Source organism: Bacillus cereus group sp. BceL220, from assembly GCF_051776965.1.
In the GTDB taxonomy this organism is placed as follows: domain Bacteria; phylum Bacillota; class Bacilli; order Bacillales; family Bacillaceae_G; genus Bacillus_A; species Bacillus_A cereus.
Window position 1 is genome coordinate 41,903 of the sequence record NZ_JBPWBC010000008.1, and the last position, 19,050, is coordinate 60,952.

The window sequence follows — 19,050 nt, forward strand, 5'->3', positions numbered from 1 at the left end:
GAAGTATTTATTTTGTTTTTGTAAGTAAATAAAGAAAATACGGTGCTCCTAAAGCTGCCACTACTACACCAGCTGGAATGGAGTTTGGCTCAAATATAGAACGACCTATCGTATCTGCTAGCACTAAAATAATCATTCCGATAATGCCAGCTAAAGGAAGAAAGTGTTGATATGTAGTACCTACTAACTTCCTTGCGATATGCGGAGCAACTAAACCGATAAAACCAATCCCTCCTGCCATCGATACACTTGCGCAAGATAATCCAACCGCTGTAGCTAAAAGTAATAACCGTTCTTTTTGAACAGAAACACCAAGTCCTGCCGCTACACTATCACCTAGTGACAATGCATTTAACGTTTTAGATTTTAGCCACGCATAAGGGGTTAGTATGAAAATCCAAGGTAATAATGCAAGGACATGAATCCAATCCCTTCCCCACACGTTACCAACTAGCCATCTAGAAGCGAATGTATACGTCTCATCATTTAACTTGAGAGAGAAAAATAACGAAATTGCACTAAAACCAGCTGAAACTGCAATACCAACGAGAATAAGTCTAATGGGAAGTAAACCTTTTGACCGATCACTCGCAAGTAAAATAATAAGAAATGCAGCTAATACTCCTCCGCCAAATGTAAATAACGGTATTAAAATGGATGCACTTTCATTAATAGAATGAAAGAATGTAACGAATATAATTAGCCCGAAAGATGCACCTGAATGCAGTCCAAGAATACCAGGGTCTGCAAGTGCATTACGGGATAATCCTTGCAAAATCGCACCGGAAATCCCAAGGCCAATACCAGCTAACATTGTGATTATAATTCTTGGCATACGATAATCATATAGCACGGTTGCGCTCTCAAAATCACCATAACCAAAAAGTGTTTGAATTACTTTAAGTGGCTCTATACTCAGTGTCCCTGTATTTAGACTGATTAAAATTACAGCGATACTTACACATCCGAATATTGTAGTTACAGTAATAGCTCTCTTTTTATCCGTGTTAAAAAGATCTTTCACTTATAACTCCCTCCCAACTTTACGTGCTATATAGAGGAAGAACGGAACTCCAACAAGAGCTACCATAATCCCTATCGCAAGTTCCTTAGGAGGATTTACTGTTCTAGCTCCTAGGTCAGCTACAACTAATAACATAGCTCCTAATAATGCTGACATAGGAATAATGAGTCTATAATTCACACCAACTAATTTTCTAGCAATGTGCGGGATAACTAGTCCTACAAATCCAATAGAACCAACAGCTGAAACAGAAACACCTGCTAGAATAACTACTATAATCATCCCTAGTATTCTCGTTCGGTTCGTTTTCACTCCTAAATTTGTAGCAACATCATCCCCCATTGATATGAGTGAAATAGATCTCCCTAACACTATTGCAAAAATAATCGTTATAAGAATAATAGGGACTAAAAATTTCAAGTGTTCCCACTTAACCCCTGCAACACCACCAGCATACCAAAACGCTAAATCTTGGCTTAAATCATAATAAATCGCAACACCTGAACTTAATGAATGTAAAAGCGCTGCCATAACAGCTCCAGCAATCGTTAACCTCATTGGTGTTAACCCACCTGATGTTGCTGATCCAATAACAAAAATAAGTACTGTACTTAAGACTGCTCCAATAAAGGAAACAATCATTAAATAGGAATACGGCATATGCGGAAAAAAAGAAAAACTAAGTGCTACTACAAACATCGCTCCTGCATTTATGCCAAGTACACCTGCATCAGCTAAAGGATTTCGTGTTACTCCTTGCATAACCGCTCCAGCGACCGCAAAAGCTGCCCCTACAACTGCTGCTCCAATTACTCTCGGGAGCCTTAATTCATAAATAATTTGGTGCTGCGTTAATTTCGGATTGTAATCCAAAACCGCAGTCCACACCGTTTGTAAATGAATATCCTTTGCACCAAATGAAATGGCTAAAAATATAGATCCAATTAAACATAAAATTGTTAAGCTCATGAAACATATGAACTTAATATGTATCCAGCGGTTATTACCAGCATGTACAGTAGACTTATGTAACATGTTTCATTTCATCCTTTATATTCAGTTGTTTTTTGTAATTATTTTTTATTTATAATTATTATTGATAATAATTATCATTTTCATTTAGATATTATATCCCCACTTTTTTTAAATAGCAAACTATTTTTTCACTTTTCTACAATATTAAAATACTCATTACAATTCCCTTCTAAAACTTACAAATACATGCAAAATAGACTACTAGCTTATTTTTAAAAGTGTAGTATACTTAATCATTATTTTGAGTTTTCAAATAAAAATATCCAAGGTGATGCAATGTTATATATAAAACAACTACTCTATTTTACTTATGAACAAGCATTATCCTGCTTATTCCCAGTCGTTATTTTCTTAACACTAGCCCTTTCAAAAATCATTTCGATTTCAGGGTTGTACCGATATGATTTCATACTCATCGTATGTCTTCTTATGCAGTGGATCATGTACAAGACTGGACTTGAGACGAAAGATGAATTAAAAGTAATTACTGTCTTCCACCTCATCGGACTCTTGCTAGAAATATATAAAGTACATTTCGGTTCATGGAGTTATCCGGAAGAGGCATATTCAAAAGTTTTTGGAGTTCCGCTTTATAGTGGCTTTATGTATGCAAGTGTTGCAAGTTACATATGCCAGGCGTGGAGAAGATTGCATTTGCAAATGCATCATTGGCCAAAAGCTATTTTGGCAATACCTCTAGGAGCAATGATTTACTTTAATTTTTTTACACATCATTTTCTATATGACTTTAGATGGGTATTAACTGTACTTTTATTCATCGTTTTCTTTCGGACATTTGTAGAATTTTCATTACGAGGCGTTACATATAAAATGCCACTCGTTCTCTCCTTTTTCCTTATCGGATTTTTCATTTGGATTGCAGAGAACATCGCAACATTTTTCGGAGCATGGCAATATCCAAATCAACGGGAAGCATGGAGTCTCGTTCACTTAAGCAAAATTAGTTCATGGTTTTTACTCGTTGTTATTAGCATTATGATTGTCACGCAGCTCAAACATTTGAAGGAATCAAAAAGATAATGCTGATTATGTAAAAACAGTTAGCCCATCACTCATTAGAGAGTGATGGGCTTTTTTTAGTAATATTTTTTAAACCGACCTTATCAAAGGAGTTATAATTTACAAGAGCATAAGCAATTACACATTATGAACTGCTACTAGCAGAAGATGTTGCTACAGATGAAGCGGCAATCGTTGCCATCATGGCTGCCTGTTGTGCTTGTATGAGGACTTCTATCATAGTTTGTAAACCTGTGTTGGTAGCTTTACTTTCCTCACCTTTCTGACTTACGAACAATTGAATAGCAATAAGAATATTTGTATCTGTATGCCAACGGAACAATTTATCCCCCTGCAATTTTTCAATAAATGCTCGAATAGAATGAATCTCTTTTTCTCCATCCTCGAGTAACGCTAGTAGCCCGATAGCTGGGTAATGCATCTGTTTTACTTTTACCTTTTCTTGCTTTAACAAATTCCATATATTTGTGCATTTTGCAACTAATAGTTCTTCCCTGACATCCTTCTTTAGTGAAAGAATATGACTCAAAAATTGAAGATCATTCCCTTTACGCAAACCAGCTGTCGCTAGTTTCTGATAAAGACGTTCCACTCGGTCCATAAGTGTTTCTACATGCTCTGATTGTCCTGCTAATAAAACTGCGAGCGGATAATCATTTGTACTTGTAAGAAAGAGGTGATCCTTTTTCATGCGTTTATATACTTGCATCGAACGCTGAATATGTGTGCCATGCTGTTCATTTTCTTCTGTTAAAAGCACAGCTGCTGCGAGATAAGTAAATATACTCCGGCTAAAGCCACCAGTGACCAATTGTTCATATAAATCTAAAAACGTCCGAAAAGCTTCCTTGTAATCTGTAAAGTGAATATCTAATGTTGCGGCCACTACAAAACGATGATAAGACTTTAAGTATGAAAACATCCCTACCTGATTCTTAATATAACTACTAATTTCTAAAAAACGTCCGAGATCAAACAATTTATCACTACCTGCATACATAGCAGCAATCATCATTCCTGTTCGAGAATCACTCGTTTTCCATTTTAGTTCTCCCTTTAACTGTACATATGTATGTTTATATTGCTCCAACTTTTGCTCTAATGTAATCATAGTATTCACCCCTATTTCTAGTTCTTCTCTATCATTATACGTATATTCCATATTTAGGAATACTATAATTAATAATCACAACATAAAAATTATAAAATTCTCTTATCCTTCTTCATCAGCATCACGATGATAATCCCTAATCCTTCAAGAAGTTATACAAAAAAGGTAGATAATAATTTATCTACCTTTTTTGTATATATTATTTAACATTACACCTGTATTGCTTGTTATATGCAATTAAGACTAAAGAGCTTTAATAATACGTTCCATCGCTTTCATTTGCCCAATATGATCAGCTTCATGATAAAGCATCATACCGTAAAGCTCCCCTACTGTTTCCAATCCTAGGAATGGCTCTGGCAGTTTATTTTCAAATGCTTCTGCTGGAATTTCGTTAATACGTTTTGCTTGTTCTTTTAATTGAGCCGTTAACATTTCTAACGATGGTCCTTCTGTTTTCCATTTAGATGGTCGTGATCCATACCCAAACATACCTGGATATTCAGTTGGTAATTGTTTGAATTCTTTTCCAAACATGAAAACTTCTGCTGCTGTTAACACGTGACCGATATGCCAACGAATTGTATTGTTAAAACCCTCTGGCTGCGTATCCGCAGTTTTATCATCTAACGTTTCCATAAATTTAAGTAACGCCCCGCGCGTTATTTCAAATTGTTTTAAACCCACTAGTCTATTCATGTTATCGTTCCCCTTCTTGATGTACAATTTATTATGAACTAAGAATGTTCAACTTATTAAAGTTTCACCTTGTTTAATCTATCAGAAACAAATAAGAAATACATCTAATATGCTTATTAAAAATAATAAAAAGGTTCACTCCTCGTAAATATAGAATTACTTACTATGTAAATAAAAGAGGAGTGTACTTGCATGTTACATATTTTAAAACAACAATATAATCTTATTGGCTCTACAAGAGAAACTCTATTTTCGTTTTTGGAAGAAATCCCACTAGAAAAATTACATAGCACTGTTCCGAATTTCGGGAGCGGTAGCATTATAAAGACACATATTCATGTAGCCGATTGCTATCGATACTGGCTTGGATCATTCGCATTCAAGCAAAAAAGAGCAGACTTTTCATTTGCTAGCGATTACGAAATTGAGCATGCAGATGTCGCGAAAGTCCGTGCTAGATTTAAATTAGTAGATGAGACTGTACAATGTTTTTTAGATGAATACAATGACCGTTGGCTCGAAAATATTGCAAATGAAGTAAAGTGGCAAAAAGAGCCTTGGAGTACAACTCCGCTATGGCTTTTAACTCATACAGAGACTCATGAGTTTCATCATAAAGGACAAATTGTATCAATGGCTAGGCACCTTGGATATACTCCTCCTGATACAGACCTTAGTTAATACATTCGTGTTCATTTAAAAGCGGAATGAGCAGCAAGAATAATAGTATGATCAAAAAACTCGTTGATACATTTTGTTGTGTATAAAACATTTATTATTTGTTTTAGGTATACCATGCCATTATAAAATTCATGTAACATCGAATTAAGATTCATATTTTTTATGTAACTCATTGAAGAAAATTTAAGTATTTATACATTCAATTACTAACTAAAGGAGAAAATTATAATGAGATTAGAGAGCGAAAGAATTTATTTAAGGCCTCTTTGTCAGCTAGATGCTCCTATTATATTAGAAAGTACAATGGATGATGAAATAAGATATATGACTGGAACTAAGTCCACTTTTTCATTGGAGCAAATTACGAAACATATAGATCATATAAATAATGATTCAAGTCGCTATGATTTCGCTATTTGTTTACAAAGTACTGACGAGATGATTGGAGAGTTGTCGATTTTAGATATCGATGAGGAGAACAAAAGAGCAGGATTCAGAATATCAATGCTTTCAATAGCATTAACAGGACAAGGCTATGGAACTGAAGCTATTAAAATAGTTTTAATTTTTGCTTTTGAACAACTATCATTAAATCGTTTACAGTTAGAAGTATTTAGCCATAATTTACGCGGAATTAAAGCTTATGAAAAAGTTGGTTTTGTAAAAGAAGGAACCTTACGTCAATCTTTATTTTATAACGATACATACTCAGATGAAATTATTATGGCCATACTTAAAAGCGATTATATAGAGACCTTTGTAAATGGATGTACTTAATCTATTAAACAATTTTAAAGAACCTTACCACAATAAAATGCAGTAAGGCTCTTTCATTTTTATATCAAATAACAGCTCTTAAAACATGTATAATCGTATTAATACCAAATTGTCTCCGCATAATTATAAGCATCGCTATTCGGAATGGCATGTTTCCCCTGCGCTTGCGCCTTTCTTGGATCTAAGTCATATACCATTGGCGTATAGCATGATGTTTGCCCTTTATTTACAACACCATTTCCTCCAGCACTTCCACAAGTGTATGCCTTTCCATCTGTTTTTCTAACAATCCTTGCATCAGCTTCGTTATTATAAACTGCTGGACGAGTTACAGTAACTTTTGCCCACGCTGTCTTACACGTCGTGCTAAATTTTAATTCCACATAAGAATTTGAATCAATCCACTTCTTTTCTTTCGTTACTGCAGATTGATCACAGCTGTTATAATAAGGACTTTTCCCATCATATGAATGGTCTTCTGCGTATGCTTTATCGCTATTAGTCGTGCTAAACATACTAGTTACAACGAGTAAAGATAGCAATAAACATGCACTCGTCTTTTTTAAAAGTTTCATATCATTTCACTCCTTTATTAATAACGTGCTGTTTTCCCGTAACCGTTATTAAACGTAACTGCTTCAGCATCTGCTGTGTATCCGAAATCAGCAGTTAAATCAAATACCATTCCTGTATAAGTGCTCGTTTGACCTGTTTTTATTGTGCCGTTCCCCTGATTAGAAGTAACTGATTTTTGGAATACACCATTTTTGTATTTATTCACAACAGCGTACGCGTAGACTCCTCCCGAAACAGCTGGTGCTGGTTGATCTAAAACAAACTTAGCCCATGCTGCATGACATTTATTACTGTAACGTAAATACACTGTCCCTACTTTTTTACTACCTTCATATACAGCTGTAGATTTTGCATTAAATCCATCTGCATCACACGTCGTACTTCCCCCGTATACTTTCGTTGTTGCTGGATTTTTCCCGTCATAATAACTACTTAAATCAGTAGCTGCAAATGTACTTCCTTGAAAACTAAATAATACACCTATACTTGCCGCACTTAACACGCATACTTTCATTAACTTTTTAAACATTTTAAATTCCTCCTCACAATAAGTACGTATACTAAAGACAAGCTATACTGCTATGTAAGTCCTCCTTTCACGCTTCCTAGAGGCATCTTACAGAAACGAATAAACGTTGTAAATTCCCTTATGATTATTGGAATATACGAAGAATTTTACTTATCCTTGTAAGAAAAAAAGTTGAGAAATACACATTTTATAGCATTCTATATTTAAAACATAAAAGAACCGATACTTGTTATATTCAAGCATCGGTTCTTTATACAAAATTGCCATTTTTTCTTTTATATAAAATAAATATTTCTCCACTTAATTCGTTACAAAAAACTCCCTCGTTACATCAATAAATTGCTGCAGTGGTGCTGTCATCCATTTATCTTTATGCCAAGCAATTTGTGTATAAATTGGAGATATTGTTTCGTTTAACATTAACTCCTTTAACGTCCCTTCCCGTATATCTTTTTCTACTACTATCGCTGGTAAAACGGCTATACCTAAATCTGCAATAACACATTGTTTAATTGCTTCAACACTAACAAATTCAATTTTATTTGCTGGATATACATCTTCCCCGCGAAATAGCTCTTCAAATAAAGTCCGATACGAGCAGCCTAATTCTGTTAGTAAAAGTGTTTCACTCTCTAAATCTTTTATAGAAACTGAAGGTTGTTCAAGTAAACGATGCGTAGGAGCAGCTACTACTTTTAATTCTTCTTTCATAAGTGGTTCCACATGTAAAACATCTTCTGTTTTACATTCGTCCAAAATAAATGCAAGATCTACTTTCCCCTCCATCAATTGTTCCTTCGCATCTTTATTGGAGTGTGCTGGTTTAAATATAAGTTTTATTTGAGGAAATTGTGCTTTAAACTTCTTTAATATAGAAGGCAGTCTGTATGTACATTGACTTTCTTGTGCACCAATTATTAACGTACCTGCTATTTCTTCATCATCTTTCACAGCCATTTTCGCTTCGTTACTGAGTACAATCATCTTGTCGGCATATAGTTGAAACTTCCTACCTGCTTCAGTTAAGAAAAGACGTTTTCCTAATCTTTCAAATAACGGTGTACCAAGCTCAGCTTCTAACGTTTTAATTTGCGCTGTCACGCTCGATTGAGCAAAGTTTAATTTCTTCGCAGTTTGTGTAAAGTTCAAAGTATGTGCCGCTACTTTAAATGTAATTAACTGTTTTATTTCCATTTATCATCCCTCTTTTCAATCGATATTTCCGATTGATTCCATCGAAATAATCCTCTTTGTCTATTGATATTTGTATTGTATGATAAAGAACATCTATAAACAATATAAATGGAGGTATTCCATATGAAAGCACTTTGTTTCGAAACATTCGGAGACGCTAATGTTCTACACTATAAAGAAATACACGATCCAATCATAAGTCCAAATGAAATTCTTGTCCGCACGAAAGCAATCGGATTAAACTTCGCTGATATTTATAGACGCCGCGGCGATTATCATCTTGCTGGCAATCCGCCTTATGTATTAGGTTATGAAGGAGCTGGAATTGTTGAAAAAGTAGGAGCTGACGTTACTACTATCAACCTAGGAGACCGTATTGCATTTGCGGACGTCCCATTTGCAAATGCAGAACTAGTTGCCGTTCCATCTGAAAAAGTAATCCCACTACCAGATTCTATTTCTTTTGAAACAGCCGCTTCTGTCTTATTACAAGGATTAACTGCACATTATTTAACGCAAGATAGCTATCAACTAAAACAAGGTGATATAGCTTTAGTACACGCTGCAGCTGGTGGCGTCGGTCAACTTCTTATTCAAATGATTAAACTACAGGGCGGAACAGTAATTGGTCTTACATCATCAAAAGAAAAAGCAAAGATAGCTACATTAGCTGGTGCCGATCACGTATTTTTATATAACGACGAATGGCATACGAAAGTACTTGAAATGACTAATGGAACTGGAGTAAATCTTGTATATGAATCAGTAGGTTCTACATTAGAGGAAAGTTTTAACGCTACTAAAATTGGCGGTACTGTCGTATTTTACGGAATGGCTGGTGGTAATCCTGCTCCAGTTGATCCACGTATGCTTATGGATACTTCAAAAACTTTAACTGGCGGAGACCTTTGGAACGTTCTTACCACTTATGAAGAACGTAAAAAACGATCTACTCAATTATTCGATTGGATCGCAACTGGAAAATTAAACATTTCAAATCCTACTACATTCTCTTTACAAGACGGTGCTCTTGCTCATGAATTATTAGAGAGCCGTAAAAGCACAGGGAAGATTTTATTAATCCCATAATTCACAAAATGAAAAGGAAGCTAGATTTCTCTACCTTCCTTTTCTTATTTCTATTTGAGATTTAATTATATTTCCACACTTTCTTTCCCTTTTGCAACATAACTCATATCTCCAACCGACTCGACTGTATATGTTCCATCTTGGTATACAATCTTCGTCACACTAGCATTTTCCACCCCAAGTTTTGTTTTGCTACTGTCTAACATTTCTATTAAGGTAGTAATCAAAAGCCCATGAACGACAACTAAAACGTTACCGCCACCATTTCCAGCAGCTTCTTCACTAATTTTATCTATCTCAGCTTTTATACGAGTAGAAAATAATTCCCAATCTTCCGCCTGTTTTGTAGGATCTGCTACTCTAATAAGATTAATCACTTCTTGAATAGAAAACTTCATAAGTTCTTCTGGTGATGCAACGCCTGCAGCTTTTCCAACCACATCCCACATATTCTCAAGTTTTTCACCTTCAAAAATACCGAAATTTAATTCTCGCAAATCTTTTCTTTGCTCAAGTTTTAATTTTGATTGCTCACTATATTTTAATACTAAATTAGCAGTTTCAATCGCTCGGCCGCTATCACTACTATACGCATTCATAAAATGAATATCTTTTAATCCTGTTCCTAAATTTGTGGCAACTTCAACACCTTTTTCTACTAATGGAGAATCAGCCCAACCTTGCGCGCGATGATTCGTATTTAATATTGTTTTACCGTGTCTTGTAACATATAACGTAACTGCATTCTCATTGCTATCTGTTTCTCGCTTATTCATTTCATTCTCTCCCTTTACGTTTCTATATCAATTTTACCACCTCAATTATTCATTGAGCAAAATATACGTCAGTAGATCCGCTTAATAAAAAAAGCTATCTTTCTGTATATCCATACAAAAAGATAGCATCTTTTATGATTACATTTCTTAACCGTTACTCCTACTCAGCAAAAGCACTCGAATATTGTACAATTCCTTCTACACCTCGAAGAGAATTTTCTGTTAATTCCATTATCATAAATACCTCTTCAGGCACTTCAAACGGTGCTTTTATATTCCACTCACTTGCTTTCTTAAAACCAAATTTCGGGTAGTACTCTGGATGTCCCAATACTACAACTGATCCGTATCCAAGTTCTTTCGCTTTTTCTAATGCAGCTACAATCAGGTTTCCACCAATTCCTTTTTTCTGATGACCCCTAGCAACTGAAACTGGTGCAAGTGCTAACGATTCTACAGAAGTTCCATCTTGTTCTATTGTAATTTTCGATAACATAATGTGACCAACTATATCTTCATCTACCGCAACAATTGATAACTCTGGAACAAACGCGTCACATTCTCTAATACGTTTTACAAGTTCATGTTCTGTTTTATCACTAAATTCTTCCTTTAAAAATGCTTCTTTTATGACTTCTTCTGTTTTTCTATAATCATTTTTTTGTTCTTGTCTAATCGTTACCATTTTAACTTATCCTCTATTCTTTCTTATTTCTTTTTGAATTTTACGCAGTGCTTTTTTCGATCCGCGCTCAATATCGTGTTGCATTTTTCTTTCTTTATAATCAACAAATAGTGTATTTAAATCGTATCCTTCTGGATATAACTCCTTCGCTGCTACTTCTAAAGTAATACGTTTTACATTTACTTCAACGAATTCACCGTTATAATATACAACAACGTTATAAAAATTATCTTTTTCCTTATAGATGATACCAAAATCATCATGATCCAATAAATTAACACGATCGCCGATTTTGTACTCATAATGAGATTCTCTTTTTTCTTGTACAAATTTCGGTTTTCTAATTTTACTTTCATTCACTTTTTCTAAAGCGTACTCTTTATTTCCCATATACTCTTTCGCTCTTTTCAGTACATGTTCTTTTACGCTCATTTTATTCGCAATCCAAAGTGCATTACTTTCTCCTGATTTTCCGATAACTAATTTATAAAGCGGCTCTAGCGTTTCACTATTAAACTGCATCGCTGCATTCATAAAGTCATCATGCATTTCTGAGAATCGTTTAATTTCTCCGTAATGCGTACTCGCAACGGTAATACATCCCGCAAAGTACAACTCTTCTAAAATAGAAATTGCAAGTGCTGCACCTTCATTTGGTTCTGTACCGCTCCCTATTTCATCAAATAAAAGTAACGTATTATTATTTGACATCCTCATAATCTCAGAAAGATTTTTCATATGAGACGAAAATGTACTTAGTGCATTTTCAATACTTTGATTATCACCAATATCTACGAATACATTTTCGAAAATAGCGATTTCTGTACCTTTATCTCCTGCAATATGAAGACCTGACATTGTAGCTAATGTTAACAATCCAATCGTTTTTAACACAATTGTCTTTCCGCCCGCATTCGGCCCTGTAATAATTAAACTACGATACTCTTGACCAATTTTAAAATGTAACGGTACAACTTGCCCTGTTAAAAGCGGATGCTTACAATTCACTAAATGAATGTAGCCATGATCGTTTAACTTCGGTTCTATTCCATCAATCGATTTACTAAACTTCGCTTTCGCAAATACCATATCATACTGACTAATTAGCTCCATGTTAATCTTTATACTATATATGTTTTCTAACACCATTCCTGATAAAGTCGCTAAAATCTGATACTCTTCAACCGCTTCTTCTGCTTTCAAACCTGCTAATTCTGCATTCAATTTCGTAACCGTATGCGGTTCTATAAATACAGTAGAACCTTTTGCCGAGGCTTCAATAATACTTCCAGCAACTTGATTTTTATAGGAAGATTTAATTGGAATCGTATAACGGTCATCCTTTTTACTAATAAAGAATTCCTGAATGAATTTCTTATTTGCACTACTATTTAAAAACTTCGTTAAACGTTCTTTTATTTTCCCATCTACAGAATCGATATTATTTCGAATTCGTTTTAACTCTTTACTTGCAGCTACATCAATACTATTTCCTTTAATTGAAAAGTTAATTTCCTCTTCAATACTTTTATATTCAGTCATTGAATTTGCATAAGAAGCTAATACTGGTGCAAAAAATTCTTTATCTAACATAAACTTTTTAATCTTTCTACACCCACGTAAAAAGTCTGAAACACTTACTAATTCTTCTGGATCTAAAATCATTCCTTTTTCTAATTTTTGAATTGTACTAGCAATATTAGAAATGCCGAAGAAAGGAACATGCCCTTCTGCATCTAATATAGCTCGTGCTTCTGTCGTTTCATTCAAGCGATTTCTCACTACTTTTATACTCGTACTCGGCTCTAATTTGTTTACTAATTCCTTACCTAATCCACTTACACAATAAGATTTCACTATATCCTTTAATTCGTTATATTGTAACTTTTCAAAAGTCATCGTATTCATTTTGTTTCTCCTCACTATGATTGATTTTTATCATAAATGAAGATACCTACTCATTAGATTCCAATGAGCTCTACATTATTTAATTACCATTTTTATACATTAAAAATATATACAAAAAAGCTGCGGGGATACCGCAGCTTTTACATTTACAAGGCATGTGTAATAACGTATGAGGAAATAAGCCATAAAAATAGATGGCAGTCCCTTATTACACGCTTTATAAAGTATTGTAGGTATCTTCATAGGTTTTGAAATAAATGCATGACAAAATTAGGGGTATGATGTACATAAAAATCCCCTGGTCTTATCCGATTTATTTCATTAAATTTTTCCTATTTAATACCTACCGCACTCACAAAAAGCACCTCTCATTAATTTATATTATAGTCATTGAAATCTAATTTATTGAAATCATCATACTATATGTTACGTGAGAAGTAAAGGTGCCATACTTCAGTAGTACGCAACTCTACACTTCAATATTTCTTAAATTAGACCTATATTCGCTGAGGAGAAATTATAAGAAGCGCCTCCGCTATTGCGAATGTCATTTCCTTCCCCTGATACATTTAATAATTATGACAAGCAATAATAGGAGGTTTACTATATGAGTGAAGAATATAGTATTTTACATGGAACTGCTCTAGAACCAAATTTAATCGGTCCCACACTACCATCAATTCCACCATTTACATTACCCACCGGACCTACTGGAATCACAGGTCCTACCGGTGCGACAGGTTTTACCGGAATTGGAATAACTGGTCCTACTGGGGGTACAGGTCCTACCGGAATCGGAATAACTGGTCCTACTGGGGGTACAGGTCCTACCGGAATCGGAATAACTGGTCCTACTGGGGGTACAGGTTCTACCGGAATCGGAATAACTGGTCCTACTGGCGCAACCGGTTTAGGGATTCTTCCCATATTTGGAACAATAACTTCTGAAGTAGGAATCGGTTTTTCAGCAGTAGTTAATACAAATATTAATTTTACCATTCCAGGACCTGCTAGTGGAACTACCCTAAATCCATTAAATAATTCTATTACAATTGATACCACTGGCGTGTACTCTGTATCCTTTTCAATTGTATTTGTAATACAAGCTATATCGTCTAGTATATTAAATCTTACAATAAACGATTCCATTCAATTCGCAATTGAAACGCGAGTTGGTGGTGCTTCTGGGGTGAGAGCTACATCCGCCAGAACTGATTTACTACCTTTAAATCAAGGGGATGTTCTTCGAGTACGAATAAGAGAAGCCACGGGTGACATTATATATTCCAATGCCTCTCTTGTTGTTATAAAGGTCGACTAACTCTTTTATTACAATAAAGATTCAGGAAAAATAAAGTGAAACTTTAATAAGCCCTCACCAATCGGACTGACCACAAATAGCGGGATAAATATGCACAATATAAAAAGAAGAGGTAGACTTATATTTCAGTCTACCTCTTCTTTTTCATCACCAAATTACTGCTGAACATATATGGAGACTGATCCTCCACTTACTTGGAATTGTCCCCAACCATCCTTATTAATTGTTACAGTATTTGTTTGATTACCCGTAATATCGTACCATACTTCCCCTGCGTTATTCTTCCCAACATCCATCCACTTTGACCCTCCTGGTCCATCAGAGATTAATGTGGCTAAACCAGAATTAGCATGTACACTATCACCTTCTCTTGTCCAGCCAATTACATCTGGATGATCAAAATAATCCCGCTGCGTACCATATGCAAAGTTTTTTCGTGCCGTCAAAATCGGATCAATTTTGTCCTTTAACGCTGGAATTTCATAGTTACTATTTCCTTTTGTACCATAGTAATCACCATAGAAAACAGAAGGATATCCCTCTGCACGCGTTAAAATAAATGCATATGCCAACGGTTTGAACCAAGGGCTCACTACAGATTCCAATGACTGACCAGGCTGTGAATCATGATTTTCAACTAGAGTAACCGCAAGTGTAGGATGATTCGCAACTACCGTTCCTTTTAAAATATTTCTCATATCATAATTCCCATTTCCTGTTGAAGCATAATGAAAATTATAATGCAGTGGTGCATCGAACACAGATTGATTATAATTGACTTTCGCTAAATAATTATTTAAAGTCTGGATATCATTTTGCCAATATTCAGCTACTGTAAACATTTCTTTCCCCGTTTGCTGTCTAACATGATTTACCCAATCGCGCAAATATTCATGGTCAATATGTTTAACAGCATCTAAACGAAACCCATCTAAATTTAATTCCTTCGCATACCACGTTCCCCATTTTTTCATTTCATTCGCAACATCTGGATGATCAAAATCAAGATCCGCGTACATCAAATAATCATAATTCCCTTTCTCGCTAGACACTTCCCAGTCCCACGCTTTACCTATGCCCCTAAATTTATAAATTCGGTTTAATTTCTTTCCTTCATCCCAATCTGTTCCGTCAAAATGATACCATTTCCATTTGAAATTAGAATAAGAATCTCCACGCCCTGGAAAGTTAAAGCCTGTCCACGCACTAATTTCATAATCACCTGATACTTCAACATTTCGATTGCTTGGGTCTACCTCAACTGCTGTGACAGTTTCTGTATAATCAGCCCCACCTTTATGATTCATAACTACATCACCGTATACATCGATGTTTTTCTTATGTAAAGCGTCAATTGCAGACTTCAATTGTGCTTTCGTCCCATATTTCGTCCGCACTGTTCCCTTTTGATTGAATTCCCCCAAATCATATAAATCATATGCTCCATATCCTACGTCATTTTGCGTAGTTCCTTTATATGCAGGTGGTATCCAAACAGATGTAATTCCTTTTTGCGCTAAATTTTCAGCATCAGTACGCAAACGATTCCAATGATCCCCATCATTCGGAGCATACCACTCAAAATACTGCATTAACGTTCCATTGTTAACTGTATCTGCATATGCTTTACTCCCCTCATATATACTAGGTAAAAACATAACAACTGACAATCCGACTATTGTTACTCTTTTAAACATCTGTACACCATCCCCTTCTAAGAAAGCGTTTGCATAGTTTATCAGAATTATTATAATATTCGTTCCACCGTTAGTAAAGTAGCAATCTCTCACTCTCCCACATTATTTTTAATCTCACTTCAAATATTCAACGTAGTTTTAATTTCACATCCTATTCAAGATTGTTTACAATTTACCTATAAAAACATAACGGAGGGATTTCTATGACAGACTTTCAAAAACAATTTTTCGCACGATTATATATAGAAGAAAAAGACACAGTTTCATTTGAAGATTTATCTAACATTATGTACGCAATGGCACAAACTGTTCCTTTTGAAAACTTAAATATTCTCGAAAAGAATTTTAAAGAAATATCAAAAGAAAATTTGAAAGAGAAAATTTTAGTAAATAACCGTGGCGGTCTTTGTTATGAACTCAATCCTACTATGTATTACTTCCTGAAAGATTCTGGATTCGATGTTCATCTCGTTTCAGGAACAGTTTATAACGCTACAAACTCCATATGGGCTGTTGATTCTGGCCATATTGCAACCGTTTTAACACATCATAATGAACTTTATTTAATTGAAGTAGGATTCGGATCATACTTACCTCTTGCCCCTGTCCCTTTCTCAGGTGAAGTCATTCACTCTGTTACAGGAGATTATCGTATTCGTAAAGAAATGACCGAAAAGGGAAACTACATTTTAGAGATGCGGAAAAACAATGAGTTCTTGGATCAATCTTCTGCTGATGATTGGACGTTAGGCTATGCATTTTATATAGAAGAAGTGGATGAAGAAAAAGCAAATACAGCACAAAAAATTATCGTTGAACATGAAGGATCACCCTTTAATAAAGTACCTCTTATTGTAAAACTAACTGAAGATGGGCATGCCTCTTTAACGAAAGATAGCCTTACAGTAGCGAAAAATGGTAAAAAAACGAAAGAAACCGTTACAGACATGCAATATACAAACCTTTTACATTCAAAATTCGGAATTACACTATAAGTATGTAAGCCTTGTTATTTTAGCAAGGCTTTTCAATTTTCAGCAGGGATTTTTTGCAATTTGTTGTATTTCATAGTTATATAGAAATATAACTACATGTTTAGAAAGGAAATGATTATGACAGAACTTAAAGATCGATTACAAGTAGCTGATATAGAAAAATGGGATTTAACAGACATTTACCATACAATTGAAGATTGGGAAAGTGATTTTCATAAAATTGAAGTATTAACGAAAGAATTACACGAGTTTAATGGCAATATTCACGATGGCAATAGTTTATTAGCTTATTTAACGAAGAGTGAAGAAATTTCTAGCATAATATCTTTAATGTTCGCTTATGCACGATTACAATCTGACCTTGATACACGCGATACTGACGCGCAATCTCTTGTCGATAAAGTATCACAATTACACGTAAAAGTAAGTGCAGCTAAATCTTTCTTTTCCCCCTTCTTACTTAGCATAGACGAAAGCACATTACATTCTTACATAGAAGAAACAGAAGGCTTACAATATTATAAAGAAGACTTATTTGAATTATATCGTTATAAAAAACACGTATTGAATAAGGACCAAGAAGCAATTTTATCACAGATGGGTGAAGCTCTTTCTTCTCCACAGCACACATTTGGTATGTTAAACAATGCAGATATATTATTTGGTGAAGTGACGACTGACGATGGAGAAAAAGTGAACTTAACACGCGGAATGTATGCAAAGTTAATAGAAGATACGAATCGTGAAAAGCGTAAAGAAGCTTATAAAGCATATTACAAACCATATGTTCAGTTAAAGAATTCCATCGCATCTACTTTATCCGCTGCTATTAAAAATAATGTTACCGTTTCGAAGCTAAGAAACTATCCATCAGCGCTAGAGAAATCATTATTTGGCGATATGGTTCCGAAAGAAGTATATGAAAACCTTATTGATACAACGAAAAAAAACATTCAAACATTACATACATACAATGAAATTCGAAAAGAAAAATTAAACGTAGATGAACTAAGACAATACGACTTAGGCGTCGATTTAGTAGAAGGTGCAAAACAAGACATCCCATATAGTGAAGCATTTGACATTATGATTGCATCACTAGCTCCTTTAGGAGAAGAATATATTGAGACATTAAAAAGTTTTAAAGATAAACGATATATAGACGTAAGAGAAACACCAGGAAAACGTTCTGGTGCTTATAACTTTGGTGTATATGGTGTTCATCCTTTCATTCTTTTAAATCATCACGATGATTTAAATAGCCTGTTCACTCTTACTCATGAATGCGGGCACGGTATGCATACGCACTATTCACATGGATACCAACCAAGAATTTCTGCACATTATTCTATCTTTGTGGCAGAAGTCGCTTCTACAGTAAATGAAGTGTTATTAATTCACTATTTATTAAAAGAAGCAAAAGAAACGAACGTGCGTAACCATTTAGTTAACCATTTTATTGAAAAATTCAAAGGTACTTTCTTTACACAAATTATGTTTGCAGAATTTGAAAAAATCACACATGAAATGGCGGAACAAGGTAAACCATTAAATGCACAAGTCTTCAGTGAAATTTATGAAAAACTATTTAAAGAATATAACGGTGATTCACTTGTATTTGATGAAGAAGTAAAGTACGGATGGGCTAGAATCCCTCATTTCTACCGCCCGTTTTACGTATACAAATATGCAACTGGATTCGCATCTGCCATTCAAATCGCTGATAAACTATTAAGCGGTGATCCGAATGCTCAGAAAAATTATATTGAATTCCTGAAAGGTGGAAGTTCTGATTATCCACTAAACCTATTGAAAAAAGCTGGTGTTGATTTAACTACGCCAGAACCGATTGAAAGTGCATTGAAACAATTCACTCAACTTGTTGAGGAGTTTTCAGCATTATAAAAAGCAT

Annotated in this window: 18 protein-coding genes; 7 read left to right on the forward strand and 11 right to left on the reverse strand. The window is 34.7% G+C overall.

What is annotated here, in order from left to right:
- Positions 1–7 precede the first annotated feature (7 nt).
- Together ACS2FK_RS20360 and ACS2FK_RS20365 are read right to left on the reverse strand one after the other, a co-directional pair.
- Positions 8–1,024 (reverse strand): FecCD family ABC transporter permease, encoded by a 1,017-nt coding sequence (locus tag ACS2FK_RS20360; protein WP_063548172.1) that lies wholly within the window; start codon positions 1,022–1,024, stop codon positions 8–10.
- The gene (locus tag ACS2FK_RS20365) at positions 1,025–2,059 is read right to left on the reverse strand and encodes a FecCD family ABC transporter permease (protein WP_063548174.1); all 1,035 of its coding nucleotides are present in this window, start codon (positions 2,057–2,059) and stop codon (positions 1,025–1,027) included.
- Between the two features lie 276 nt (positions 2,060–2,335).
- Here ACS2FK_RS20365 and ACS2FK_RS20370 point away from each other — a divergent pair, with 276 nt between their 5' ends.
- Entirely contained in the window at positions 2,336–3,100 is a 765-nt protein-coding gene (locus ACS2FK_RS20370; protein WP_063548176.1) for a DUF817 domain-containing protein, read from the forward strand.
- Positions 3,101–3,224: 124 nt separating this feature from the next.
- Here the strand turns inward: ACS2FK_RS20370 and ACS2FK_RS20375 are convergent, their stop codons facing one another.
- Entirely contained in the window at positions 3,225–4,262 is a 1,038-nt protein-coding gene (locus ACS2FK_RS20375; RefSeq protein WP_140157188.1) for a DUF4003 domain-containing protein, read from the reverse strand.
- Positions 4,263–4,454: 192 nt separating this feature from the next.
- Positions 4,455–4,910 (reverse strand): DinB family protein, encoded by a 456-nt coding sequence (locus ACS2FK_RS20380; protein ID WP_061666704.1) that lies wholly within the window; start codon positions 4,908–4,910, stop codon positions 4,455–4,457.
- Positions 4,911–5,102: 192 nt separating this feature from the next.
- On the opposite strand from ACS2FK_RS20380, the gene ACS2FK_RS20385 reads away from it, so the two are divergent.
- Both ACS2FK_RS20385 and ACS2FK_RS20390 read left to right on the forward strand, forming a co-directional pair.
- Positions 5,103–5,591, forward strand: coding sequence for a DinB family protein (locus tag ACS2FK_RS20385; protein ID WP_063548180.1), 489 nt, complete (start codon positions 5,103–5,105; stop codon positions 5,589–5,591).
- Positions 5,592–5,819: 228 nt separating this feature from the next.
- Positions 5,820–6,368 (forward strand): GNAT family N-acetyltransferase, encoded by a 549-nt coding sequence (locus tag ACS2FK_RS20390; protein ID WP_063548182.1) that lies wholly within the window; start codon positions 5,820–5,822, stop codon positions 6,366–6,368.
- A 98-nt stretch (positions 6,369–6,466) separates the two neighbouring features.
- Here the strand turns inward: ACS2FK_RS20390 and ACS2FK_RS20395 are convergent, their stop codons facing one another.
- From ACS2FK_RS20395 to ACS2FK_RS20405, 3 genes are all read right to left on the reverse strand, one after another.
- Positions 6,467–6,943 (reverse strand): DUF2690 domain-containing protein, encoded by a 477-nt coding sequence (locus ACS2FK_RS20395; RefSeq protein ID WP_063548184.1) that lies wholly within the window; start codon positions 6,941–6,943, stop codon positions 6,467–6,469.
- Positions 6,944–6,960: 17 nt separating this feature from the next.
- Positions 6,961–7,473, reverse strand: a complete 513-nt coding sequence (locus tag ACS2FK_RS20400; RefSeq protein ID WP_000473732.1) for a YjfA family protein — start codon at positions 7,471–7,473, stop codon at positions 6,961–6,963.
- Between the two features lie 300 nt (positions 7,474–7,773).
- Positions 7,774–8,667: a LysR family transcriptional regulator gene (locus ACS2FK_RS20405; protein WP_063548186.1), complete on the reverse strand. Its 894-nt coding sequence runs from the start codon at positions 8,665–8,667 to the stop codon at positions 7,774–7,776.
- Between the two features lie 123 nt (positions 8,668–8,790).
- Between ACS2FK_RS20405 and ACS2FK_RS20410 the strand changes: the two genes are divergently transcribed.
- A complete protein-coding gene (locus tag ACS2FK_RS20410) occupies positions 8,791–9,756 on the forward strand; it encodes a quinone oxidoreductase family protein (protein WP_063548188.1) in 966 nt (321 codons plus the stop codon).
- A gap of 65 nt (positions 9,757–9,821) precedes the next feature.
- On the opposite strand, the gene ACS2FK_RS20415 is transcribed toward ACS2FK_RS20410, so the two are convergent.
- The 3 genes from ACS2FK_RS20415 to ACS2FK_RS20425 form a co-directional block, all read right to left on the reverse strand.
- Positions 9,822–10,532, reverse strand: a complete 711-nt coding sequence (locus ACS2FK_RS20415; RefSeq protein ID WP_001042044.1) for a histidine phosphatase family protein — start codon at positions 10,530–10,532, stop codon at positions 9,822–9,824.
- 160 nt (positions 10,533–10,692) lie between these two features.
- A complete protein-coding gene (locus ACS2FK_RS20420; RefSeq protein ID WP_000256462.1) occupies positions 10,693–11,217 on the reverse strand; it encodes a GNAT family N-acetyltransferase in 525 nt (174 codons plus the stop codon).
- Positions 11,218–11,223: 6 nt separating this feature from the next.
- Positions 11,224–13,125 carry an endonuclease MutS2 gene (locus ACS2FK_RS20425; protein ID WP_001095203.1) on the reverse strand — a complete coding sequence of 634 codons (1,902 nt, stop codon included), beginning with the start codon at positions 13,123–13,125 and terminating at the stop codon, positions 11,224–11,226.
- A gap of 607 nt (positions 13,126–13,732) precedes the next feature.
- Between ACS2FK_RS20425 and ACS2FK_RS20430 the strand changes: the two genes are divergently transcribed.
- Positions 13,733–14,446, forward strand: a complete 714-nt coding sequence (locus ACS2FK_RS20430; RefSeq protein ID WP_161518256.1) for an exosporium leader peptide-containing protein — start codon at positions 13,733–13,735, stop codon at positions 14,444–14,446.
- Positions 14,447–14,601: 155 nt separating this feature from the next.
- On the opposite strand, the gene amyS is transcribed toward ACS2FK_RS20430, so the two are convergent.
- Positions 14,602–16,143, reverse strand: coding sequence for an alpha-amylase (amyS, locus tag ACS2FK_RS20435; protein ID WP_063548192.1), 1,542 nt, complete (start codon positions 16,141–16,143; stop codon positions 14,602–14,604).
- Positions 16,144–16,346: 203 nt separating this feature from the next.
- Between amyS and ACS2FK_RS20440 the strand changes: the two genes are divergently transcribed.
- Complete coding sequence (locus ACS2FK_RS20440) at positions 16,347–17,138, forward strand: arylamine N-acetyltransferase family protein (RefSeq protein WP_063548194.1); 792 nt, start codon at positions 16,347–16,349, stop codon at positions 17,136–17,138.
- Between the two features lie 117 nt (positions 17,139–17,255).
- A complete protein-coding gene (gene pepF / locus ACS2FK_RS20445) occupies positions 17,256–19,043 on the forward strand; it encodes an oligoendopeptidase F (RefSeq protein ID WP_000137534.1) in 1,788 nt (595 codons plus the stop codon).
- Positions 19,044–19,050 lie beyond the last annotated feature (7 nt).